The sequence below is a fragment of the Cellulosimicrobium sp. 22598 genome (assembly GCF_052044445.1).
GTDB classification, from domain to species: domain Bacteria; phylum Actinomycetota; class Actinomycetes; order Actinomycetales; family Cellulomonadaceae; genus Cellulosimicrobium; species Cellulosimicrobium cellulans_G.
Genome location: NZ_JBQEMZ010000031.1, coordinates 1 through 17,671 on the forward strand (window position 1 = coordinate 1; position 17,671 = coordinate 17,671).

12 protein-coding genes and 1 pseudogene are annotated in these 17,671 nt (G+C 73.1%); 5 read left to right on the top strand and 8 right to left on the bottom strand.

Going from position 1 to position 17,671, the window contains the following annotated elements; all coding sequences use genetic code 11:
• From narY to ACTJIY_RS20425, 4 genes and pseudogenes are all read left to right on the top strand, one after another.
• Window positions 1-464, top strand: a pseudogene (narY, locus tag ACTJIY_RS20410) (nitrate reductase subunit beta); the annotation flags it as partial.
• A complete protein-coding gene (gene narJ / locus ACTJIY_RS20415) occupies window positions 461-1,168 on the top strand; it encodes a nitrate reductase molybdenum cofactor assembly chaperone (protein ID WP_440675337.1) in 708 nt (235 codons plus the stop codon). The pseudogene narY and the gene narJ, both read left to right, overlap by 4 nt.
• On the top strand, window positions 1,165-1,899 hold the full coding sequence (gene narI / locus ACTJIY_RS20420) for a respiratory nitrate reductase subunit gamma (RefSeq protein ID WP_440675336.1): 735 nt from the start codon (window positions 1,165-1,167) through the stop codon (window positions 1,897-1,899). Before narJ ends, narI begins: the two co-directional genes overlap by 4 nt.
• Before the next feature lie 168 nt (window positions 1,900-2,067).
• Window positions 2,068-3,714: an AAA family ATPase gene (locus ACTJIY_RS20425; protein ID WP_440675335.1), complete on the top strand. Its 1,647-nt coding sequence runs from the start codon at window positions 2,068-2,070 to the stop codon at window positions 3,712-3,714.
• 144 nt (window positions 3,715-3,858) lie between these two features.
• Here ACTJIY_RS20425 and ACTJIY_RS20430 read toward each other — a convergent pair whose 3' ends face one another.
• The 8 genes from ACTJIY_RS20430 to ACTJIY_RS20465 form a co-directional block, all read right to left on the bottom strand.
• On the bottom strand, window positions 3,859-4,203 hold the full coding sequence (locus ACTJIY_RS20430; protein WP_439159319.1) for a DUF2249 domain-containing protein: 345 nt from the start codon (window positions 4,201-4,203) through the stop codon (window positions 3,859-3,861).
• A gap of 91 nt (window positions 4,204-4,294) precedes the next feature.
• Entirely contained in the window at window positions 4,295-7,213 is a 2,919-nt protein-coding gene (locus ACTJIY_RS20435; RefSeq protein WP_440697258.1) for a multicopper oxidase domain-containing protein, read from the bottom strand.
• On the bottom strand, window positions 7,210-8,478 hold the full coding sequence (locus tag ACTJIY_RS20440) for a hypothetical protein (protein ID WP_253051112.1): 1,269 nt from the start codon (window positions 8,476-8,478) through the stop codon (window positions 7,210-7,212). Before ACTJIY_RS20440 ends, ACTJIY_RS20435 begins: the two co-directional genes overlap by 4 nt.
• 145 nt (window positions 8,479-8,623) lie before the next feature.
• Window positions 8,624-9,691 carry a TIGR03842 family LLM class F420-dependent oxidoreductase gene (locus tag ACTJIY_RS20445; protein ID WP_353708007.1) on the bottom strand — a complete coding sequence of 356 codons (1,068 nt, stop codon included), beginning with the start codon at window positions 9,689-9,691 and terminating at the stop codon, window positions 8,624-8,626.
• A gap of 24 nt (window positions 9,692-9,715) precedes the next feature.
• A complete protein-coding gene (gene hydA / locus ACTJIY_RS20450) occupies window positions 9,716-11,152 on the bottom strand; it encodes a dihydropyrimidinase (protein WP_440675333.1) in 1,437 nt (478 codons plus the stop codon).
• A 28-nt stretch (window positions 11,153-11,180) separates the two neighbouring features.
• Window positions 11,181-12,017, bottom strand: coding sequence for a nitrilase-related carbon-nitrogen hydrolase (locus ACTJIY_RS20455; protein ID WP_440675332.1), 837 nt, complete (start codon window positions 12,015-12,017; stop codon window positions 11,181-11,183).
• Between the two features lie 61 nt (window positions 12,018-12,078).
• Window positions 12,079-13,461 (bottom strand): aspartate aminotransferase family protein, encoded by a 1,383-nt coding sequence (locus ACTJIY_RS20460; protein ID WP_353708005.1) that lies wholly within the window; start codon window positions 13,459-13,461, stop codon window positions 12,079-12,081.
• A 7-nt stretch (window positions 13,462-13,468) separates the two neighbouring features.
• Window positions 13,469-14,956, bottom strand: a complete 1,488-nt coding sequence (locus tag ACTJIY_RS20465; protein WP_439159323.1) for a CoA-acylating methylmalonate-semialdehyde dehydrogenase — start codon at window positions 14,954-14,956, stop codon at window positions 13,469-13,471.
• Window positions 14,957-15,157: 201 nt separating this feature from the next.
• Between ACTJIY_RS20465 and ACTJIY_RS20470 the strand changes: the two genes are divergently transcribed.
• On the top strand, window positions 15,158-17,272 hold the full coding sequence (locus ACTJIY_RS20470; RefSeq protein ID WP_440675331.1) for an endonuclease/exonuclease/phosphatase family protein: 2,115 nt from the start codon (window positions 15,158-15,160) through the stop codon (window positions 17,270-17,272).
• The last annotated feature ends 399 nt before the right edge of the window (window positions 17,273-17,671 follow it).

Below are 17,671 nucleotides of genomic sequence, written 5' to 3' on the forward strand. Positions count from 1 at the left end.
TCTTCACCGCCGGCGACACCGCCCCCGTCGAACGCGTCCTACGCCGCCTGGCCGCCATGCGCTCCTACATGCGCGACCTCAACCTCGGCCACGAACCCGACGAACACACCGCCACCGCCGTCGGCATGACCGGACAACAGGTCCAGGAGATGTACCGCCTCCTCGCGATCGCGAAGTACGAAGACCGGTACGTCATCCCCACCGCCCACACCGAGATCGCCCGCGAGCTGAGCGACATGGCGTGCTCGCTGGACTACGACGGCGGCCCCGGCATGGGGGGCGCGGGACCGACGACGGGCGAGTCGTTCCACGCGGTCGGCGAGAAGGAACGGGCCACCAGCCCGTACACCCCCTCCACCACGGGTCGGGTCAACCTGCTCACCTGGGACGGCGACGGGACCCCGGGCGGGCTCTTCCCGCCGCCGCGACCGGCGGGCCCGGAGGCCTCGGGGGGTGCGGCATGAGGCGCGCGACCCGCTCCCGGCCGGTGTCCTCGACGAGCGCGTCGTCGCCCGGTCCCCTGCCGGACGACCAGCGCCGCGCCGCGCACACCGTGATCTCGCTCCTGCTCGACTACCCCACCGCGGAGGCCGCCGCCCACCGGGCGGACGTCGAGGACGTCGTCGCCGGGCTGCCCCCGGACGTGCGGCAACCCCTGCGCGCGTTCCTCGACGCCACGGTGTCCGTGCCCCTCCGCGAGCTCCAGGCCGCCTACGTCGCGACGTTCGACCTCAAGCGCCGGTGCTCCCTGTACCTGTCGTACTACGCGGCCGGGGACACCCGGAAGCGCGGCGCCGCGCTCGTCACGTTCGTGGAGGCGTTCCGCGCGGCGGGCTGGGAGACGGACGGCTCGGAGCTGCCCGACCACCTGCCCACGGTGCTCGAGCTCTCCGCGCGCACGGACGGCGCGATCGCCGGCATGGTGCTCGACGCGCACCGCGACGGCATCGAGGTCCTGCGCGCCGCGCTCGAGACGCTGCGCAGCCCGTACGCGCACGTCGTCGCGGCGCTCGTCGCGACGCTGCCCGCGATGCAGTCGGAGACGGCGGCACGCTTTCGCGACCTGGTCGCCGCGGGACCGCCCACCGAGCTCGTCGGCCTGAGCGACCTGCCCCACCTCACGCCGTTCGCCACGATCCCGAGCCTGACCGAGGAGACCCGACGATGAGCCCGCTCGACGTCCTGCTGTGGGTCGCCGTCCCGTACGCGGTGGCGGCGGTGTTCGTCGTCGGGCACGTGTGGCGGTACCGCTACGACCAGTTCGGCTGGACCACGCGCTCGTCGCAGCTCTACGAGAACCGCTGGCTGCGCCTCGGCTCGCCGCTGTTCCACGTCGGCATCCTCATGGTGATCGGCGGGCACGTCGTCGGGATCCTCGTGCCGCGCCCGTGGCTGGAGGCCGTCGGCGTGGGCGAGCACGCCTACCACCTCGTCGCGACGATCGCCGGGACGTTCGCGGCCGTCCTCACGGTCGTCGGGCTCGTGATCCTCGTCCTGCGCCGGAGGCTCTCCGGCGCGGTCTTCCGCGTGACCACGCGCACGGACAAGCTCATGTACGTCGTGCTCGGCGCCGCGATCGGGTTCGGCACGCTCGCGACGGTCCAGCACCAGATCTTCGGCGGCGGGTACGACTACCGCGGCTCGATCTCGCCGTGGTTCCGCTCGCTGCTCACGTTCCAGCCCGACCCGTCGCTCATGGCCGACGTCCCGGTCGCGTTCCAGCTCCACGTCCTGTGCGGCCTGGCGCTGTTCGCCCTGTGGCCGTTCACGCGCCTCGTGCACGTGTTCTCCGCGCCGCTCGGCTACCTCACGCGGCCGTACGTCGTCTACCGGCGCCGCGCGGTCGCGACGACGTCGCGCGCACCGCGCCGCGGCTGGGAGCCCCCGACAGGGCCATAGCCCCAATCCGATCCGCAACGGCATCCCTGTGGAGAGCCTTCCGGCTAGCGCGGCGACCAGTGCGCGAGCATCTCCGCCACGCGCTCAAGGTTTGCGATCTCTTCCAGTCCGTCGCAGGTTCGCTCCGACCGCCTGGCAATGTCCGCCTACGTGAGCCATGATTACGACGTGGAGCTCAAGTATCGAATTGCGAAGCTAACATCCAATCTCGGCGACGTCGTAGATCTTGACGACGCCGGTATCACCTGCATAGTCGGGCCAAACAACGTGGGAAAGTCGAAACTACTTCGCGAAATTCGGCGCTTCTTGGTGGCCGTCGATGATGATCAGCAAGTAGTTCTAAAGTCAGTGGAAGTAAGCGAACCCCTCATCAATCAACTCGGGGTGGAGAAATTCTCCGCCTTTCACGCACGCACATGGACGCCTGATTCAGATCCCGACTTTATAGCTTGGCTCGAGGATCACTCCGGCGCTTACGGGCCAGACTATCAAGGTGTCGTCAAGTACACCCCTAAGGGCGGTGGCAGCTCGGTAACGTCGACAACCTTCTTCCACGGGATCAGCACCGAGCGACTATCACCCGAGGTGGCTCCGTTTTTCCTCAACGACTCGAGCGTGGGGATGGGGAGTCTAAGCGGGTCCTTCCACTCCATGGATGGAGGGGGCGAAAATGATGCGACCTTCATGGCCATCATCCATCGGAGCCACGACAGGGCCGAGGCGGAGATTTCATCCGTGTTCCATGAAGTCTTCGGAGAACCCCTCGTTTACGATCAGGCGACCGGGTTCTACGGACTTCGACTTGGCGCAGTGGACAAATCGCTCATGGTAGACGGGAGATTCACCGAAGCCTATACGGAGGCCATGCGCAGGCTGCCGAAACTCGCCATACAGGGCAACGGGATGCAGTCGTTCGTAGGCCCTGTTGCCGCCCTGTTGTTGGGAGGCGCTCAAGTCTTACTTCTCGATGAGCCCGAGACCTACCTCCATCCGCCGCAGGCCAGAGCCCTCGGCCGAATTATCGGGAGGGAGTCGGGGACCCGAGATCGCCAGGTTATTGTGGTCACACATGACCGCGACCTTGTCGTTGGATTACTTGAAAGCAAGGCGCCTCTGCGATTTGTGCGTATTGCGCGCGAAGGTGCCGGAAATCGCCTCTCGCAAGTCAGAACGGACGACGTAGAGTGGATCTGGAACAGCGCCGTCCTCCGCTATTCAAACATTCTCTCCGGACTCTTCTATCGCAAGGTTATTGCATGCGAATCTGATGCTGACTGCCGCTTCTACGGAGCAGTGCTTGACGAGCTTCTTGAGTCCTCAGAGATCCACCGGTCGGCGAACGAGACCCTCTTCATTCCTTCGGTTGGAAAGTCGGGAATCGAGTCGCGCGTTCGCGCGCTAGCGAAGCTCCATGTTTCGGTGAGCGTAATCGCCGATTTCGACCTCCTCCTAGACGAGCCGCAGAGGATCAAGGGGATCCTTGGAGCCCTCGGCGAGAGTTGGGATGCTGAGGACTCGACTGACTTCAATCTGATCAAACAAGACATCATAGATAACAATATCCGCGACACGGCGAAGAAGTCTGGCATCTCGGTGCTTTCTCCCGGCAGAGCCTCGGCCGCAGCCATGAGATTCCTCGAACGACTTGAAGCGCGCGGCGTTCATATCGTGCGCACCGGTGAAATGGAGTCCTTTGACAAGACGATCTCGCAACAAAAGGAGGCGTGGGTGGACCGGGCACTTGAAAATGGACTTCATCGGCGCGCTGGCGAGCATCGCGAGATGGTCAAGCGCGCGGCCACGGTGCGCAGATAGCGTCTCTTGACAGGGCGTCGAGGTTGGTCCGGCTACTCTCCTGAGTCAGCGCCAGCGAGCGAGGCACGCGCGTGCGCACGACGACGCCCGGCGGCCATCCCCGTGCCGCCGGGCGTCGTGTCGGGACCGTGTCGGCCCGGCCGCTCAGGCCTGTGCGGGCACAGGGCGGCGCGTGAGGCGGATCCTCACCTCGGTCGCCTCGCGCGACAGGTACTCGCGGTCGAACGCGCCGGGCTCGCGTCCCTCGAGCTGCGCGAGCAGCGGGAGCGGGTCGTGCGGCGCGACGAGGACGAGCCCGTCCCCGGGCGCGAGCGCCTCGAGCGCCCCGAAGACGACGCCGTGACGCACGGCGTGCGGGATCGTGCGGACGTCGAGGACGATCTCGGCGTCGTCGTGCGCGCACCCGCAGGCGTGCCCCTCCTCGACCCCGTCGTCGCGCACGGCCGCGTGCTGCGGAGGCTCGGTGATCTCGATCGGTTCTGCTGCCATGGTGGTCCTCCTGGTCGTGGCGCGAGCGCCGGGTGGGGTGCTGGGTCTGCGGTGCTGCCGGCACGGACGACGACGCCGGTGGGCGGGCCGGTCAGGGCGTCACGGCGAACGCCCCGGACGCGCCGCGCTCGGCGTCGGACATGGCGTGCGTGACGAACGAGTAGGTCCCGGCCTCGGGGAACGTGAGCTCGACGAACCCGCCCTGCGCGGGCAGCAGGCCGAGCACCTGGCTGCCGCCGGACGTGCCCGGCGGGAGCGCGTAGGCGCCCTCGTGGTAGACGGTGTCGAACTGGCCGCCGACGACGTGGAACGCGCTCGGGCGGTTCGGACCGGCGTCGAGCACCCAGACGCGCACGCGCTCGCCCACCCGGGCACCGAGCGGGTCATAGCGGTACTGGTTCGCGTACCCGTTGAACGTGAGGAGGTCGGGCTCGGCGGCGGCGACCTTCGCGTCGTCGGCCGACGCGCCCTGCGCGCCGAGGTAGAGCTCGGACTGCACGACGACGTACTCACGGTCCACGGGGGCGAGGTCCGGCGGGTCGACGATCACCGCGCCGAACATGCCGTTCGCGATGTGCAGCGACATGGGCATGGTCGAGCAGTGGTACATCCAGATCCCCGCCCGGGTCGCCGTGAAGCGGTAGGTGAGCGACTCCCCCGGCGCGATGGTCCGCATCGGCTCGTCGGGCGCGAGCGCGCCCGCGTGGAAGTCGATCGAGTGCCCGATCGTCCCGTCGTTGACGAGGGTGATCTCGAAGACGTCGCCGACCTTCCCCCGCAGCACGGGCCCGGGCGCGGTCCCGCCGAACGTCCACACGGTCTGCTCGACGCCGGGCGCCACCTCCTGCGCCGCCTCCGTCACGGTGAGGGTCCGCCGGTGCACGACGGGCCCGCCGGACGGGTCCGTCTCGGCCGGCGCAAGGGTCGCGTCGCGCACGACGAACCCGTCCCCGGGCCCGCCCAGGAGGTCGGCGTCCGCCACGCCGAGCGAGTCCGTTCCCGGGGACGTCCCGTGCCCCGCGTGCGCCCCCTCGGCCGCGGGCGACTCCTCCGGGCCCGGTGGGTCGGCGAGCGCCGCGCCCCCTGTGACCTCCACCGTGAGCGTCATGCCCATGAGCCGGTGGCCGGCCACGGAGCACCACCCGTCGAGGTCGCGGCTCACGACGCCCGCGTCGAGGGTCGCGGTCGCGCCCGGCGCCACGCGACCCGTCGTCGCGCCGTCGGCGAGGACCAGATCGTGCACGTCGTCGTCGGTGTTCGTCAGCTCGATGACGAGCCGGTCGCCCGCGGGCACGCTGATCGTGTCCGGGACGAAGCGCATGTCGACGGCGTCGACCTGCACGGTCGTCGTGCGGCCGGTCGCCGCGACCGGCACACCGGCCCCTCCGGTCCCGGCGACGGCACCGCCGCCCACGACCCTCGACCCCACGCCGGCCGCGACCGGGTCGGCCGCGACGCCGCCCACGACCGCGAGCGCCAGCGTCGCGACGGCGGCCGTCACCGCGCCCGCGAGCGGCCTGCGCGCCTGCGCGTCCCGGCGGGCGGCGACGGCACGGGCGGCCTCGCCGCGGCGCGTGCCCGACGCCGGAGCGTCCGCCGCGGGGCTCGCCGCACCAGGTCCGGGCGGCTGGGCCGGGGACGGGGCCGCCGTCGGCCGGGACGCTTCCGGGCGCTGGACCGTCTCGCCCGCCGGGTCCGGGCGGCCCCGCGGGACCGTCTCTCCCGCGGGGACCGGGCCGCCCCGCGACACGAACACGGCGCGCAGCGCGAGCACGAGGAACGCGAGGAAGGTCGCGAAGACGACGAGCGACAGACCGACGCGCACCCACGACGGCAGCGGCAGGAGGTACAGCGCGAGCCCGCCGTTCGCGACGAGCACGCGGTACGCGCCTCCGGCGCCGACGACGGCCTCGGTGCGCCGCCGTCGTGCGGGGCCGCCGCCGAGCACGACGGGGACGAGGTACGTGAGCGCGCCGAGGAGCACCTGCGCGGCGAACCCGACGACGAACGGGAGCAGCAGCCCGCCGATCGCGTCCTGCGCGGCGGCCCACGACGGCGCCGTCGCGACCCGGGCCCCGAACGCGGCCACGCTCCCGGCGAACCACACGACCGACGCGGCGAGGCTCCACGCGGCGAACCCCCACGCGCCGCGCTGCGCGGCCCGGCCCTGGGCCGCGAGGTGCCGCCCGACGGTCACCGTGCCACCCAGCACCACGGTCGCCCCGGCGGCGACGAGGGGTCGCCAACCGACCGCGCACGCCGCGACGACGAGCAGGATCCCCGCGGTGAGCACCGGGAGCGCGCGGCGGGCCGCGACATCGGCGTCGGGCTCGATGCGGGTGCGCAGCACCGTGGGCCACAGGAGCACGAGCGTGCCGAGCACGGTGAGCCCCACCCACCCGAGGACGTTGAGCGTCACGTGCGCCACATAGAGGCGGCCGTACGCCTCCGTCCCCGCGCCGCCACGGGCCAGGAGGACGCCGAGCGTCACGCCGACCGGGAGGCACGCCGCGGCGACCACGTAGTAGCGGACGAGCCGGCCGAAGCGCGACGGCAGCGCGCCGCGGCCCTGGAGCACGAGCACCGTCGCGTGCGTCACCGCGCCCGTGCCCACGAGCACCCCGCCCGCGACGACGAGGGACCACACGTCAGTGAGCAGCCCCGCGACGACGAGCAGCGCGCCGACCGTGTGCGCGGCGAGCCGCGCGACGTGCAGCGGGCGCCCGCCCGGCGCCTGGCGGCGCAGCATCGTGTCGGCGAAGTGCTGGCTCCACACGAGGATCGCCGTGCTCACCGCACCGAGCATGAGCACGTGGACCATGAGCCACAGCGCGTCGGGCACGAACCGGTGCACCACGACGAGCACCGCCTCGGCGACGAACCAGCCGAGGACGAGCGCGTGGAGCCACAGGTTCCGGCCGGTTCCCCCGACCTTCCGCGTGCCGGGCAGCGGTCCGGCGGGTCGGGCGGTCAGGAGCGAGGGCCGCTCGGGCGACGCGGGCACGGTCACCTTCCGGAGACGATCGGCAGCACGGCGGACGGTTCCGAGGCAGAACCCTGGTCGCACGAGGTAGAGCCCCGGTCAGCCGAGGTAGAGCCCTGGTCACGCGAGGTAGAGGCCCGGTCGGCCGAGGTAGAGCTCTGGTCACGCGAGGTAGAGCTCTGGTCGCGGAGCAGTGCCGACCACATCGCGACGCCGACGAACGCGAGGACGGCGACGACGTTCCCGACGCCGCCGACGCGGACGGCCGCGACCGCGCCCGGTCCGTCGCCCGCGAGGTCACCGGCGACCCGGACGGCGAGCGAGGCGTGCAGCAGGACGAGCGGCGCCCACATCGCGGCGCGGTACGGGAGCGGACGGCGCAGGACGGCCGGGAGGATGAGGGGCGCGTGCGCCACGATCATCGACAGCCCGAACCCGAGGAACACCGCGTGCACGACGGCGTCGTACGTCGGCCCGGACCGCAGCGTCACCGCGGGGCCGAGGCCCGAGGGCCCGGCACCGGCCGCGAGGAACACCCAGGCGGCACCGGCGAGCACGAGCCACGCGTAGCCCGCGAGCATCGCCGCCGCGGCGAAGCGCGGCAGCCCGCGACCGCGGACGGTGCGACGTGCGACGTCGTGCCGCAGCAGCGTGACGGCCGACGCCGCGAGCGCCGCCCCGGCGACGGCATACCCGGGTGCGGGCGCGAGCAGGGCGAGGCACGCGGCGCCGAGAAAGACCAGCGCCCCGGCGAGGACCGTGCGCTCGGCGCGGGCGTCGATCTCGAGCCGCGCGAGCTCGACGCGCTCGCCGAGCACGGTCCAGGCGACGAACCCGACGAGCCACGGCAGCAGGTCCGGCACGGCGAGCCCCGCGCCCCAGAGCGCGGCGCCGCCCACGGCGAGCACGGCGCCGGCGGCCTGGACCGCCGTCGCGACGGCGGGCTGCCGTCGCCACACGACGGCGTAGATCGCGACGAGCCCCAGCGTCCCCGCGACGAGGAGCCCCTGGCCGACCGCGCGGGGCAGGGGCGCGAGGAGCGCGAGCGCTCCGAGGCCGAGCGCGGCGGGCGCGAGGTAGGCGACCGGTCGCCGCACGGCGACGGCGCGCTCGAGCGCGACGAGCGTGCCGACGAACCCGAGGACCATGAGCAGGCCGTGCGCGTCCTGGACCCGCGCGGCGGGGACGGGCGACGGGAGCCCGAGCAGGGCGAGCCCGGTCGCGAGCCCCGTGAGCAGCGCCACACCGGCGGGCAGCACGAGGAGCGCGCGGAACGGCGTCCTGCTCGTCACGTCCCGAGGGTTTTGCACGGTCCCGACCGTAGGAATACGGCGGTGGGCCCGGACAGGGCCGAAGGTCCCGTCGCGCTCGGGCAGTCACGTGGGTCCGGTCACGCGGGCCGTCGGGCGGGACGTCGCGCGCGGCGTCCCCGCATGTTCACTCGCGCGCGCGGACGAGGTCGCGCACGGCGGGGCCGACCGTCTCGCCGTACGCACGCAGGGTCTCGTCCTTGGCGTCGTGCTGGAGGTAGAGGGCGAACTGGTCGACCCCGAGCGCGGCGAGCTCCCGCAGCCGCTCGACGTGCCGTTCCGCCGGACCGACGAGGCAGAACCGGTCGACGATCTCGTCCGTCACGAACGCGGTGTGCGTGTTGCCCGCGCGCCCGTGCTCGTTGTAGTCGTAGCCCTCGCGCCCGGCCACGAAGTCGGTGAGCGCGTGCGGGATCGTCACGCCGGCGCCCTCCTCGGACCCGCCCGGTCCGTAGCGCGCGACGATCTCCGCGACGTGGTTGCCGACCATCCCGCCGAACCACCGGCACTGGTCGTAGGCGTGCGCGAGCGCCCGCCGCCCTTCCCCGTTCGACGGCGCCGTGCTGGTCACGTAGGCGGGCGCGGCCACGCAGACGCGCACCGCGTCCGGGTCGCGCCCCGCGCGCTCGGCCGCGGCCCGCACGGCGGCGACCGACCACGCGACGACGTCGGGGTCCGCGAGCTGGAGGATGAACCCGTCGCCCACCTCCCCGGCGAGGGCGAGCGCCTTGGGCCCGTACGCCGCGACCCACACGGGAAGCCGGGAGCCCGGGTTCCACGGCAGGCGCAGCGTCGAGCCGCGGTACTGGACCGCCTCCCCGGACGCGAGGCCGCGGATCACGCCGATGGCCTCGCGGAGCTCGGCGAGCGTGACGGGCCGCCCGTTGATGACGCGCACGGCGGAGTCCCCCCGGCCGATCCCGCAGATCGTCCGGTTGCCGAACATCTCGTTGAGGGTCGCGAAGAGCGAGGCGGTGACGGTGACGTCGCGCGTGGCGGGGTTGGTGACCATGGGGCCGACCGTCACCCGGTGCGTGGCCGCGAGGATCTGGGAGTAGACGACGAACGGCTCCTCCCACAGCAGGTGCGAGTCGAACGTCCACACGTGCGAGAAGCCGTACGTCTCCGCCTGCCGCGCGAGGTCGACGACCCGCCACGCGGGCGGGTCGTTCTGCAGCACCACCCCGAGGTCCATGCCCGCCTCCGATCCGGACCGCGCTCAGCGCAGGTACGCCGACAGCCCGCGGCGCAGGAACCGCCCGTGCCCGGGGCTCCCGTGGTACGTGCCGTCCTCGACGACCACGCGGCCGCGTGACATGACGACGTCCACGTGCCCGTCGACCTCGAACCCCTCCCACGCCGAGTGGTCCATGTTCATGTGATGCGTCTTCCCGTACCCGATCGAGGTGCGCCCGGCGGGGTCGTAGACGACGACGTCGGCATCCGCACCCGGGGCGAGCACGCCCTTGCGGCCGTCGAGCCCGAACATGCGGGCCGGCGTCGTGCAGCACAGCTCGACCCATCGCTCGCGCGAGATCCGCCCGTCGACGACGCCCTGGTAGAGCAGGTCGAGGCGGTGCTCGACGCCCCCGATCCCGTTGGGGATCTTCGAGAAGTCGCCGAGGCCGAGTTCCTTCTGCTCCTTCATGCAGAACGGGCAGTGGTCGGTGCTCACGACGGACAGGTCCCCCGTGCGCAGGTACCGCCACAGCTCGTCCTGGTGGCCCTCGGCGCGCGAGCGCAGCGGCGTCGAGCACACCCACTTGGCGCCCTCGAAGTCGCCCCACTCGTCGCTGCGCGCGCCGAGCTGCTCCTCGAGCGAGAGGTAGAGGTACTGCGGGCACGTCTCGCCGAACACGTTCCAGCCCTCGTCGCGCGCGCGGGCGAGCGTCGCCACGGCCTGCTTGGCAGACATGTGCACGACGTACAGCGGCGCCCCGGTCAGGCGCGCGAGCATGATCGCGCGGTGCGTCGCCTCCTCCTCCGTCTCCCACGGGCGGCTCGTGCCGTGGAAGTACGGTGCCGTGTCGCCGCGGTCGAGCGCCTCGCGCACGAGCACGTCGATCGCGATGCCGTTCTCGGCGTGCATCATGATCACCGACCCGTTGTCGCGCGCCTTCTGCATCGCGCGCAGGATCTGCCCGTCGTCGCTGTAGAACACGCCCGGGTAGGCCATGAAGAGCTTGAAGCTCGTGATGCCCTCGCCCACGAGCTCGTCCATGGCCTTGAGCGAGTCGTCGTCGACGCCGCCGAGGATCTGGTGGAACCCGTAGTCGATCGCGCACTTCCCGTCCGCCTTGGCGTGCCACGCGGCGAGCCCGTCCTGGACGCGCTCGCCGGTGCGCTGGACGGCGAAGTCGACGATCGTCGTCGTCCCGCCCCACGCTGCGGCGCGCGTCCCGGTCTCGAACGTGTCCGACGCGTTCGTCCCGCCGAACGGCAGCTCCATGTGCGTGTGGCAGTCGACGGCGCCCGGGATGACGTACTTGCCGGTCGCGTCGATCACGCGCTCGGCCGTCGCGGCCAGGTCGGCGCCCAGGCTCTGGTCCCCGGGCCGCAGCAGCGCGGCGACCTGCTCGCCGTCGACCAGCACGTCGGCGAGCGTCGAGCCCGTGGGCCCGACGACGGTCCCGCCCCGGATCAGCGTGTGCGGCATCGCGTGCTCCCCTCTCGGAATCCTCGGGTCACGGCCGGGTGAGGTCGTCGTAGGCGTCGGGACGGCGGTCGCGGTAGAACTGCCACCGGTCGCGCACGACGCGCAGGAGGTCCAGGTTGAGGTCGCGCACCACGAGCTCCTCCTCGTGGTCGTCCGCGGGGTCCCCGACGAACGCGCCCTCGGGGTCGACGAAGTACGACGTGCCGTAGAAGTCGTCGTCGCCCAGGTCCTCGACGCCCACCCGGTTGATCGCGCCGACGTAGTACTCGTTCGCGACCGCCGCCGCCGGCTGCTCGAGCTTCCACAGGTAGTTCGACAGCCCGCGGCTCGTCGCGCTGGGGTTGAGCACGATCTCCGCCCCGTTCAGGCCGAGCGCGCGCCAGCCTTCGGGGAAGTGCCGGTCGTAGCAGATGTAGACGCCCACGCGCCCGACGGCGGTGTCGAACACCGGGTAGCCGAGGTTGCCGGGGCGGAAGTAGAACTTCTCCCAGAACCCGCGCACGTGCGGGATGTGCGTCTTGCGGTACTTGCCGAGGTAGCGCCCGTCCGCGTCGATCACGGCCGCCGTGTTGTAGAGCACGCCCGGCTGCTCCTCCTCGTACACGGGCAGCACGACGACGGTCCCCAGCTCGGCCGCGAGCGCCGAGAAGCGCTCGACCGTGGGCCCCGGGACGGACTCGGCGTACGCGTAGTACGCGGCGTCCTGCACCTGGCAGAAGTACGGCCCGTAGAACAGCTCCTGGAAGCACACGAGCCTCGCGCCCTGGTCGGCGGCGTCGCGCAGGTGCTTCTCGTGGGCGTCGATCATCGACTCCTTGTCGCCCGTCCAGCGGACCTGGGTGAGCGCGGCTCGCACGGTCGTCATGACCCCTCCTCGGTTGTGGGCATGAGATGGGCCTGGTCTGGGGGCGCGAACCGGGCCCATCTCATGCCCGCACCGCCTCGGCCTGCTCGTCGGCGACGTCGAGGGCCGCGTCGATCGCCGCGAGGCCGTGCTCGAGGTCGGCGGCGGACGTGACGAGCGGCGGCGCGACGTGCAGACGGTTGACGTGCACGAACGGCCACACGCCGCGCTCCTTGACCGCGGCGACGACGGCGGCCATCGGCGCGGCGGCGGGCCCGCTCGCGTTGAACGGGACGAGGGGCTCGCGCGTCTCGCGGTCGCGCACGAGCTCGACCGCCCAGAAGAACCCGAGCCCGCGAACCTCCCCGACGCTCGGGTGCCGGGCGGCGATCTCGCGCAGCCGCGGCCCGATCACGTCGGCGCCGAGCGTGCGCACCCGCTCCAGGATCCGCTCGTCCTCGAACGTGCGGACCGACTCGACCCCGACGGCGCACGCGAGCGGGTGGCCGGAGTAGGTGAGCCCGCCGGGGAACACGCGGTCGTCGAACGTCCGCGCGACGTGCTCGCCGATCACGACGCCACCGAGCGGCACGTAGCCCGAGTTCACGCCCTTGGCGAAGGTCACGAGGTCCGGCACGACGCCCCACCGGTCCACCGCGAACCACTCGCCCACGCGTCCGAACCCGACCATGACCTCGTCGGTGACGAGCAGGATCCCGTGCTCGTCGCACAGCGCGCGCACGCCCGCGAGGTACCCGTCGGGCGGGACCAGCACGCCGTTGGTCCCGACGATCGTCTCGAGCAGGATCGCCGCGATCGTCCCCGGCCCCTCGAGCTGCACGACCTCCCGCAGGTGGGCGAGCGCACGCTCCCCCTCCTGCGCGTCGTCGGCCGCCCCGAACGACGACCGGTACGTGTACGGCCCGAGGAAGTGGCGCACGTGCGGGTCGGGCGAGACCTCGTTGGGCCACCGACGCGGGTCGCCCGTGAGGGAGATCGCCGTCGTGGTGTTGCCGTGGTACGACCGGTACGCGGCGAGCACCTTGGCGCGCCCCGTGTGCAGGCGCGCGAGCCGCACGGCGTTCTCGACGGCGTCCGCGCCGCCGTTCGTGAAGAAGACCCGCCAGCGTCGCTCGTCGCCCGCCGCTCCCGGCGCGCGCTCCGCGATGAGCCGGGCGAGCTCGCCGCGCACGTCGTTGGCGAAGGTCGGCCCGACCGTCGCGAGGCGCCCGGCCTGGGCCTGGAGCGCGGCGACGAGGCGCGGGTGCTGGTGGCCCAGGTTGAGGTTGACGAGCTGCGACGCGAAGTCGAGGTAGCGGTTGCCGTCCTCGTCCCAGAACCACGCGCCCTCGCCGCCCGCGACGGGCAGCGGGTCGATCGCGCCCTGCGCGGACCAGGAGTGGAAGACGTACCGGTCGTCGGCGCGCGTGCGCGACGTGCGCCGGGCGAGCTCCTCCGTCGTCATCGGTCGCTCACCGGGTCCGGGGGAAGCCGAGGTCGACGCCCGCCGTGGACGGGTCGGGCCAGCGCGTCGTGACGACCTTGGTGCGCGTGTAGAACTGCACGCTCTGGGGCCCGTAGACGTGCAGGTCCCCGAACAGCGAGCTCTTCCAGCCACCGAACGAGTAGTAGCCGACCGGTACGGGGATGGGGACGTTGACGCCGATCATGCCCGCCCGGGCGTCGACCTCGAACGCGCGCGCCGCGCCGCCGTCGCGCGTGAAGATCGCGGCACCGTTGCCGTACGGGTTGTCGTTCACGAGCCCGACGGCCTCGTCGTAGGACTCGGCGCGCACGACCGACAGCACGGGCCCGAAGATCTCCTCGCGGTACACCGTGTGCTCGGGGCGCACGTGGTCGACGAGCGTGGGGTGCAGGAAGAACCCCTCCCCCAGGTCGGGGGTGCCGTCGGGCGCCCGGCGGCCGTCGACGACGAGCGTCGCGCCCTCCTCGGCCGCCGTGCCGACGCGCGCCGCGACCCGGTCGCGGTGCTCGGCCGTGATGAGGGGTCCCATCTGCGACGCGGGGTCGGAGCCCGGCCCGACGACGAGGCGCGCCACGCGCTCGCGGATCGCCTCGACGAGCGGGTCGGCCACCGCGCCCACGGCGACGAGCACGGAGACCGCCATGCACCGCTCGCCCGCCGACCCGTACGCCGCGGAGACCGCCGCGTCCGCCGCGACGTCCACGTCGGCGTCGGGCAGGACCACCATGTGGTTCTTCGCGCCGCCGAGGGCCTGGACCCGCTTGCCGTGCCGCGTCCCCGTCTCGTACACGTGGCGGGCGACGGGCGTCGAGCCGACGAAGCTCACGGCCTCCACGTCGGGGTGCTCCAGCAGGCGCTCCACCGCGACCCGGTCGCCCTGCACGACGTTCACGACGCCGTCGGGCAGCCCGGCCTCCTGGAGCAGCCGCGCGACGACGAGCGACGCCGACGGGTCGCGCTCGCTCGGCTTGAGCACGACCGTGTTCCCGCACGCGATCGCGTTGGGGATCATCCACAGCGGCACCATGGCCGGGAAGTTGAACGGCGTGACGCAGGCGACGACGCCGAGGGCCTGCTTCACCTCGTGCACGTCCACGCCCGACGACGCCTGCTCGGTGTACCCGCCCTTGAGGAGCTGGCCGATCCCGCACGCGAACTCGACGCACTCGAGCGCGCGGGCGACCTCGCCCGCCGCGTCGGCGAGCACCTTGCCGTGCTCGGCGCTCACCACCGCGGCGATCTCGTCGCGGTGCTCCACGAGCAGCTGGTGGAACGCGAAGAGGATCTCGACGCGGCGCGAGACGCTCGTCGCGCGCCACGCGGGGAACGCGTCCCGCGCCGCCGCGACCGCGGCGTCGACGTCGCCCGCGGACGCGAGCGCGACCTGTCCCGTCACCCTGCCCGACGCCGGGTCGTGGACCGGCCCGTATCGCTCCGCGTCGGGCCGCACGCGTCCCGCGACCCAGTGCCCGATGCGCGCCCGCCCGCCGTCCGTCGCGGTCGGGGCGCTCGTGGCGCCCTGCGCGTGCGGGGAGATCCCAGCGGTCGTCTCCACGTCCTCGCCTCCTCGCGCGCCGAGGTGGTGGCGCGCCGTCGCAGCCGATCCCTCAGTCTGGCACGGAAGGCCCGATCGTGTGGTGCGGATCACAGCGACCGCCCGGTACCGTCGTGCATCGTGAGCGCAGCGCAGCCCCCGTCCCCGCGGCCCGTGTCACGGTCTGCCGCCCGGTTCGACCGGGCGACCGTCGTGCCGCTCCTGCTCGTCGTGGCGGTCACCGCGATCGTCGTCGAGCTCGTGCGGTCGAGCGGACCGCTCCTCGACCACGCGTTCTCCGCGGGCGTCGTCACCGTGGCCCTCACGGCGCTCGCGACGTACGCGGCCCCCGGGGTCCTCGTCGTGATGATCGCGGCGCGCCTCGAGCTCACGGGCAAGGTCGTGCTCCTCGCGGTGGCGTCCCTCGTCGTGGCGCGCCTCGTGCTCCAGGGCCTCGGCGCGGCGATCGCCGCAGGCGCGGACCTCGGCCTCGTGCGCTACGGCGTCGGGCTCGCGACCGTCGCGCTCGGGATCGGCGTGCTCGTGCTCGTCGCCGCGTTCGCGAGCGGGAGCCCGGCGAGCGGTGCGGACCCCGCACCGGAGGTCGACGGCGCGTCGGGCCGGACGCCGTCCCGCTCCGGCGCCCCGCTCGCGCGCGGGTCGCTCGTCGCCCTCGGCGTCGTGCTCGGCGCGCTGCTCGCCGGGGTGCTGAGCGCGGTGCTCGGCACCTGGGACGCGTACTGGCGCGCCGACGTCGCGGGGTGGGTCGTGACGGCCGTCGTCGCCGCCGGTGCCGTCGCGTGCGCGTGGGCGCTGCGAGGGCGCGCGGCCTGGCCGGGGTCGCGCGGGCTGTGGGTGCTCGGCCCGTTCGTCGCGCTCCTGGTGCAGGCGCTCGCCAACCCGGCGTTCGCCGCGTCCCAGACGGGCGTCGCGCTGCCGTTCGCCGTCACCGCGCTCGCCGTCGCCGCCGTGCTCGCCGCGTGGTTCGTCCCGTGGGCGGGCCGCGCGACCCGGCGGGGTTCACCGTGGGTGTCCCCCGCGCTGCTCGTCGTGGGCGTCGCCGTCGTGTTCCTCGCCGTGCCGCGCCTGGACGGGCCGGGGACCGTCGGGGGCTGGGCGCTCCTCGTCCTGCTCGTGCTCCTCGTCCCCGCAGCCGCCCGCACGCTCGCGCTCGCCCTGACGCGCGGGGCGCGCCCGCTCACCTGGCTGCGCCTCGCCGGTGCCGCGAGCGTCGCCGGGCTCGGGATCGCGGTGCCCCTGCTCGGGTACCAGCTCGAGTACGACGTCCCGCTCCCCTTCCCGCACACCCTCGTCCCCGTCGCCGCGGCGCTCGCACTCGCCGTGCCCGCCGTCGTCGCCGGGCTCCGCGCCCGAGGCGCCACGGCCTCCGCGGGCGACCCCGCGACGTCGGGCACGACGCCGGCCGCCGGTCGCGCAAAGATCCCGGCGCTCGCCGTCGGCGGGGCGGTCGCGGTGCTCGCGCTCGTCGGGGTCACGCAGGTCCACGTCCCGACCACGACGTCCGCCGTCGCCGACCAGCCCGTCGGCGACCTGCGCCTGCTCGACTGGAACCTGCACTACGGCGTGAGCGCCGACCCGTCCGTCCGGCTCGACGAGATGGTCGCGACCATCGAGGACTCCGGTGCGGACGTCGTCACCCTGCAGGAGGTGTCCCGCGGCTGGGTGCTCGGCGGCGGCGCCGACATGGCGACGTTCCTCGCGCGCGAGACGGGGATGCGTGTCGTCTTCGTCCCCGCCGCGGACCGGCAGTTCGGCAACGCGATCCTCTGGGACCCGCTGCGCGGCGACCTCGCCGACGTCGCGCGCCACGCCCTGCCCTACGGCGCCGGACCGCAGGAGCGCTCGGCGGTCTCCGCGACCCTCGACGCCGCGGGCGTCCCGGTGCGCGTGACGTCCGTGCACCTGCAGCACCGCGAGGAGAACACCCCGACCCGGCTCGACCAGCTGGGGACGCTCCTCGCCGACGAGCCGGTCGAGGGCGCCTACGTCCTCGCGGGCGACCTCAACGCCGAGCCCGGCTGGGAGGAGATCACCCTGGTGGAGGAGCACGGGCTCGAGAGCGGCCAGGACGCCGCCGGCGACCGCGACGCGCTCACGTCGCCCGCGGTCGCCCCGGCACACCGCATCGACTGGGTCTTCGGCTCCGAACCCATGACCTTCCGCTCCTTCGAGGTCCTCGACGTCACCGCCTCCGACCACCGCCCCCTGCTCACCGAGCTCCGCACCCGCGACTGACCAGTGCCCGCGGCCGGTGGCCCGGTCTGCGGAACCGTGGACAGATCGGTCCCGCGTGCGCGCTCCAGCGACCCGGTGCTCACGCGAGGCCGAACCGTGGTCGCACGACGTAGAACCGTGGTCACGCGAGGTAGAACCCTGGAGGCGCGAGGTAGAACCCTGGTCATGCCCGACGGCGACCGGTCACCCACCGCGCTCAGGCCGCCAGCCGCAGCAGGCCGCCCATCACGACCGGAGGCGCCCCCGTGGGACGCCACGGCACGGCGGGACCGACACCGCGGGCAGTCGCCCCAGGTGGGCGAAGACCGGGGCGAGACGACGCAGGGCGGGGTGGGTGGTGGTGCCGCGTCGTGGTCGGGCCTGGCGGGAGCCGCGAGGAACGAGCGGCGGATGGTAGAC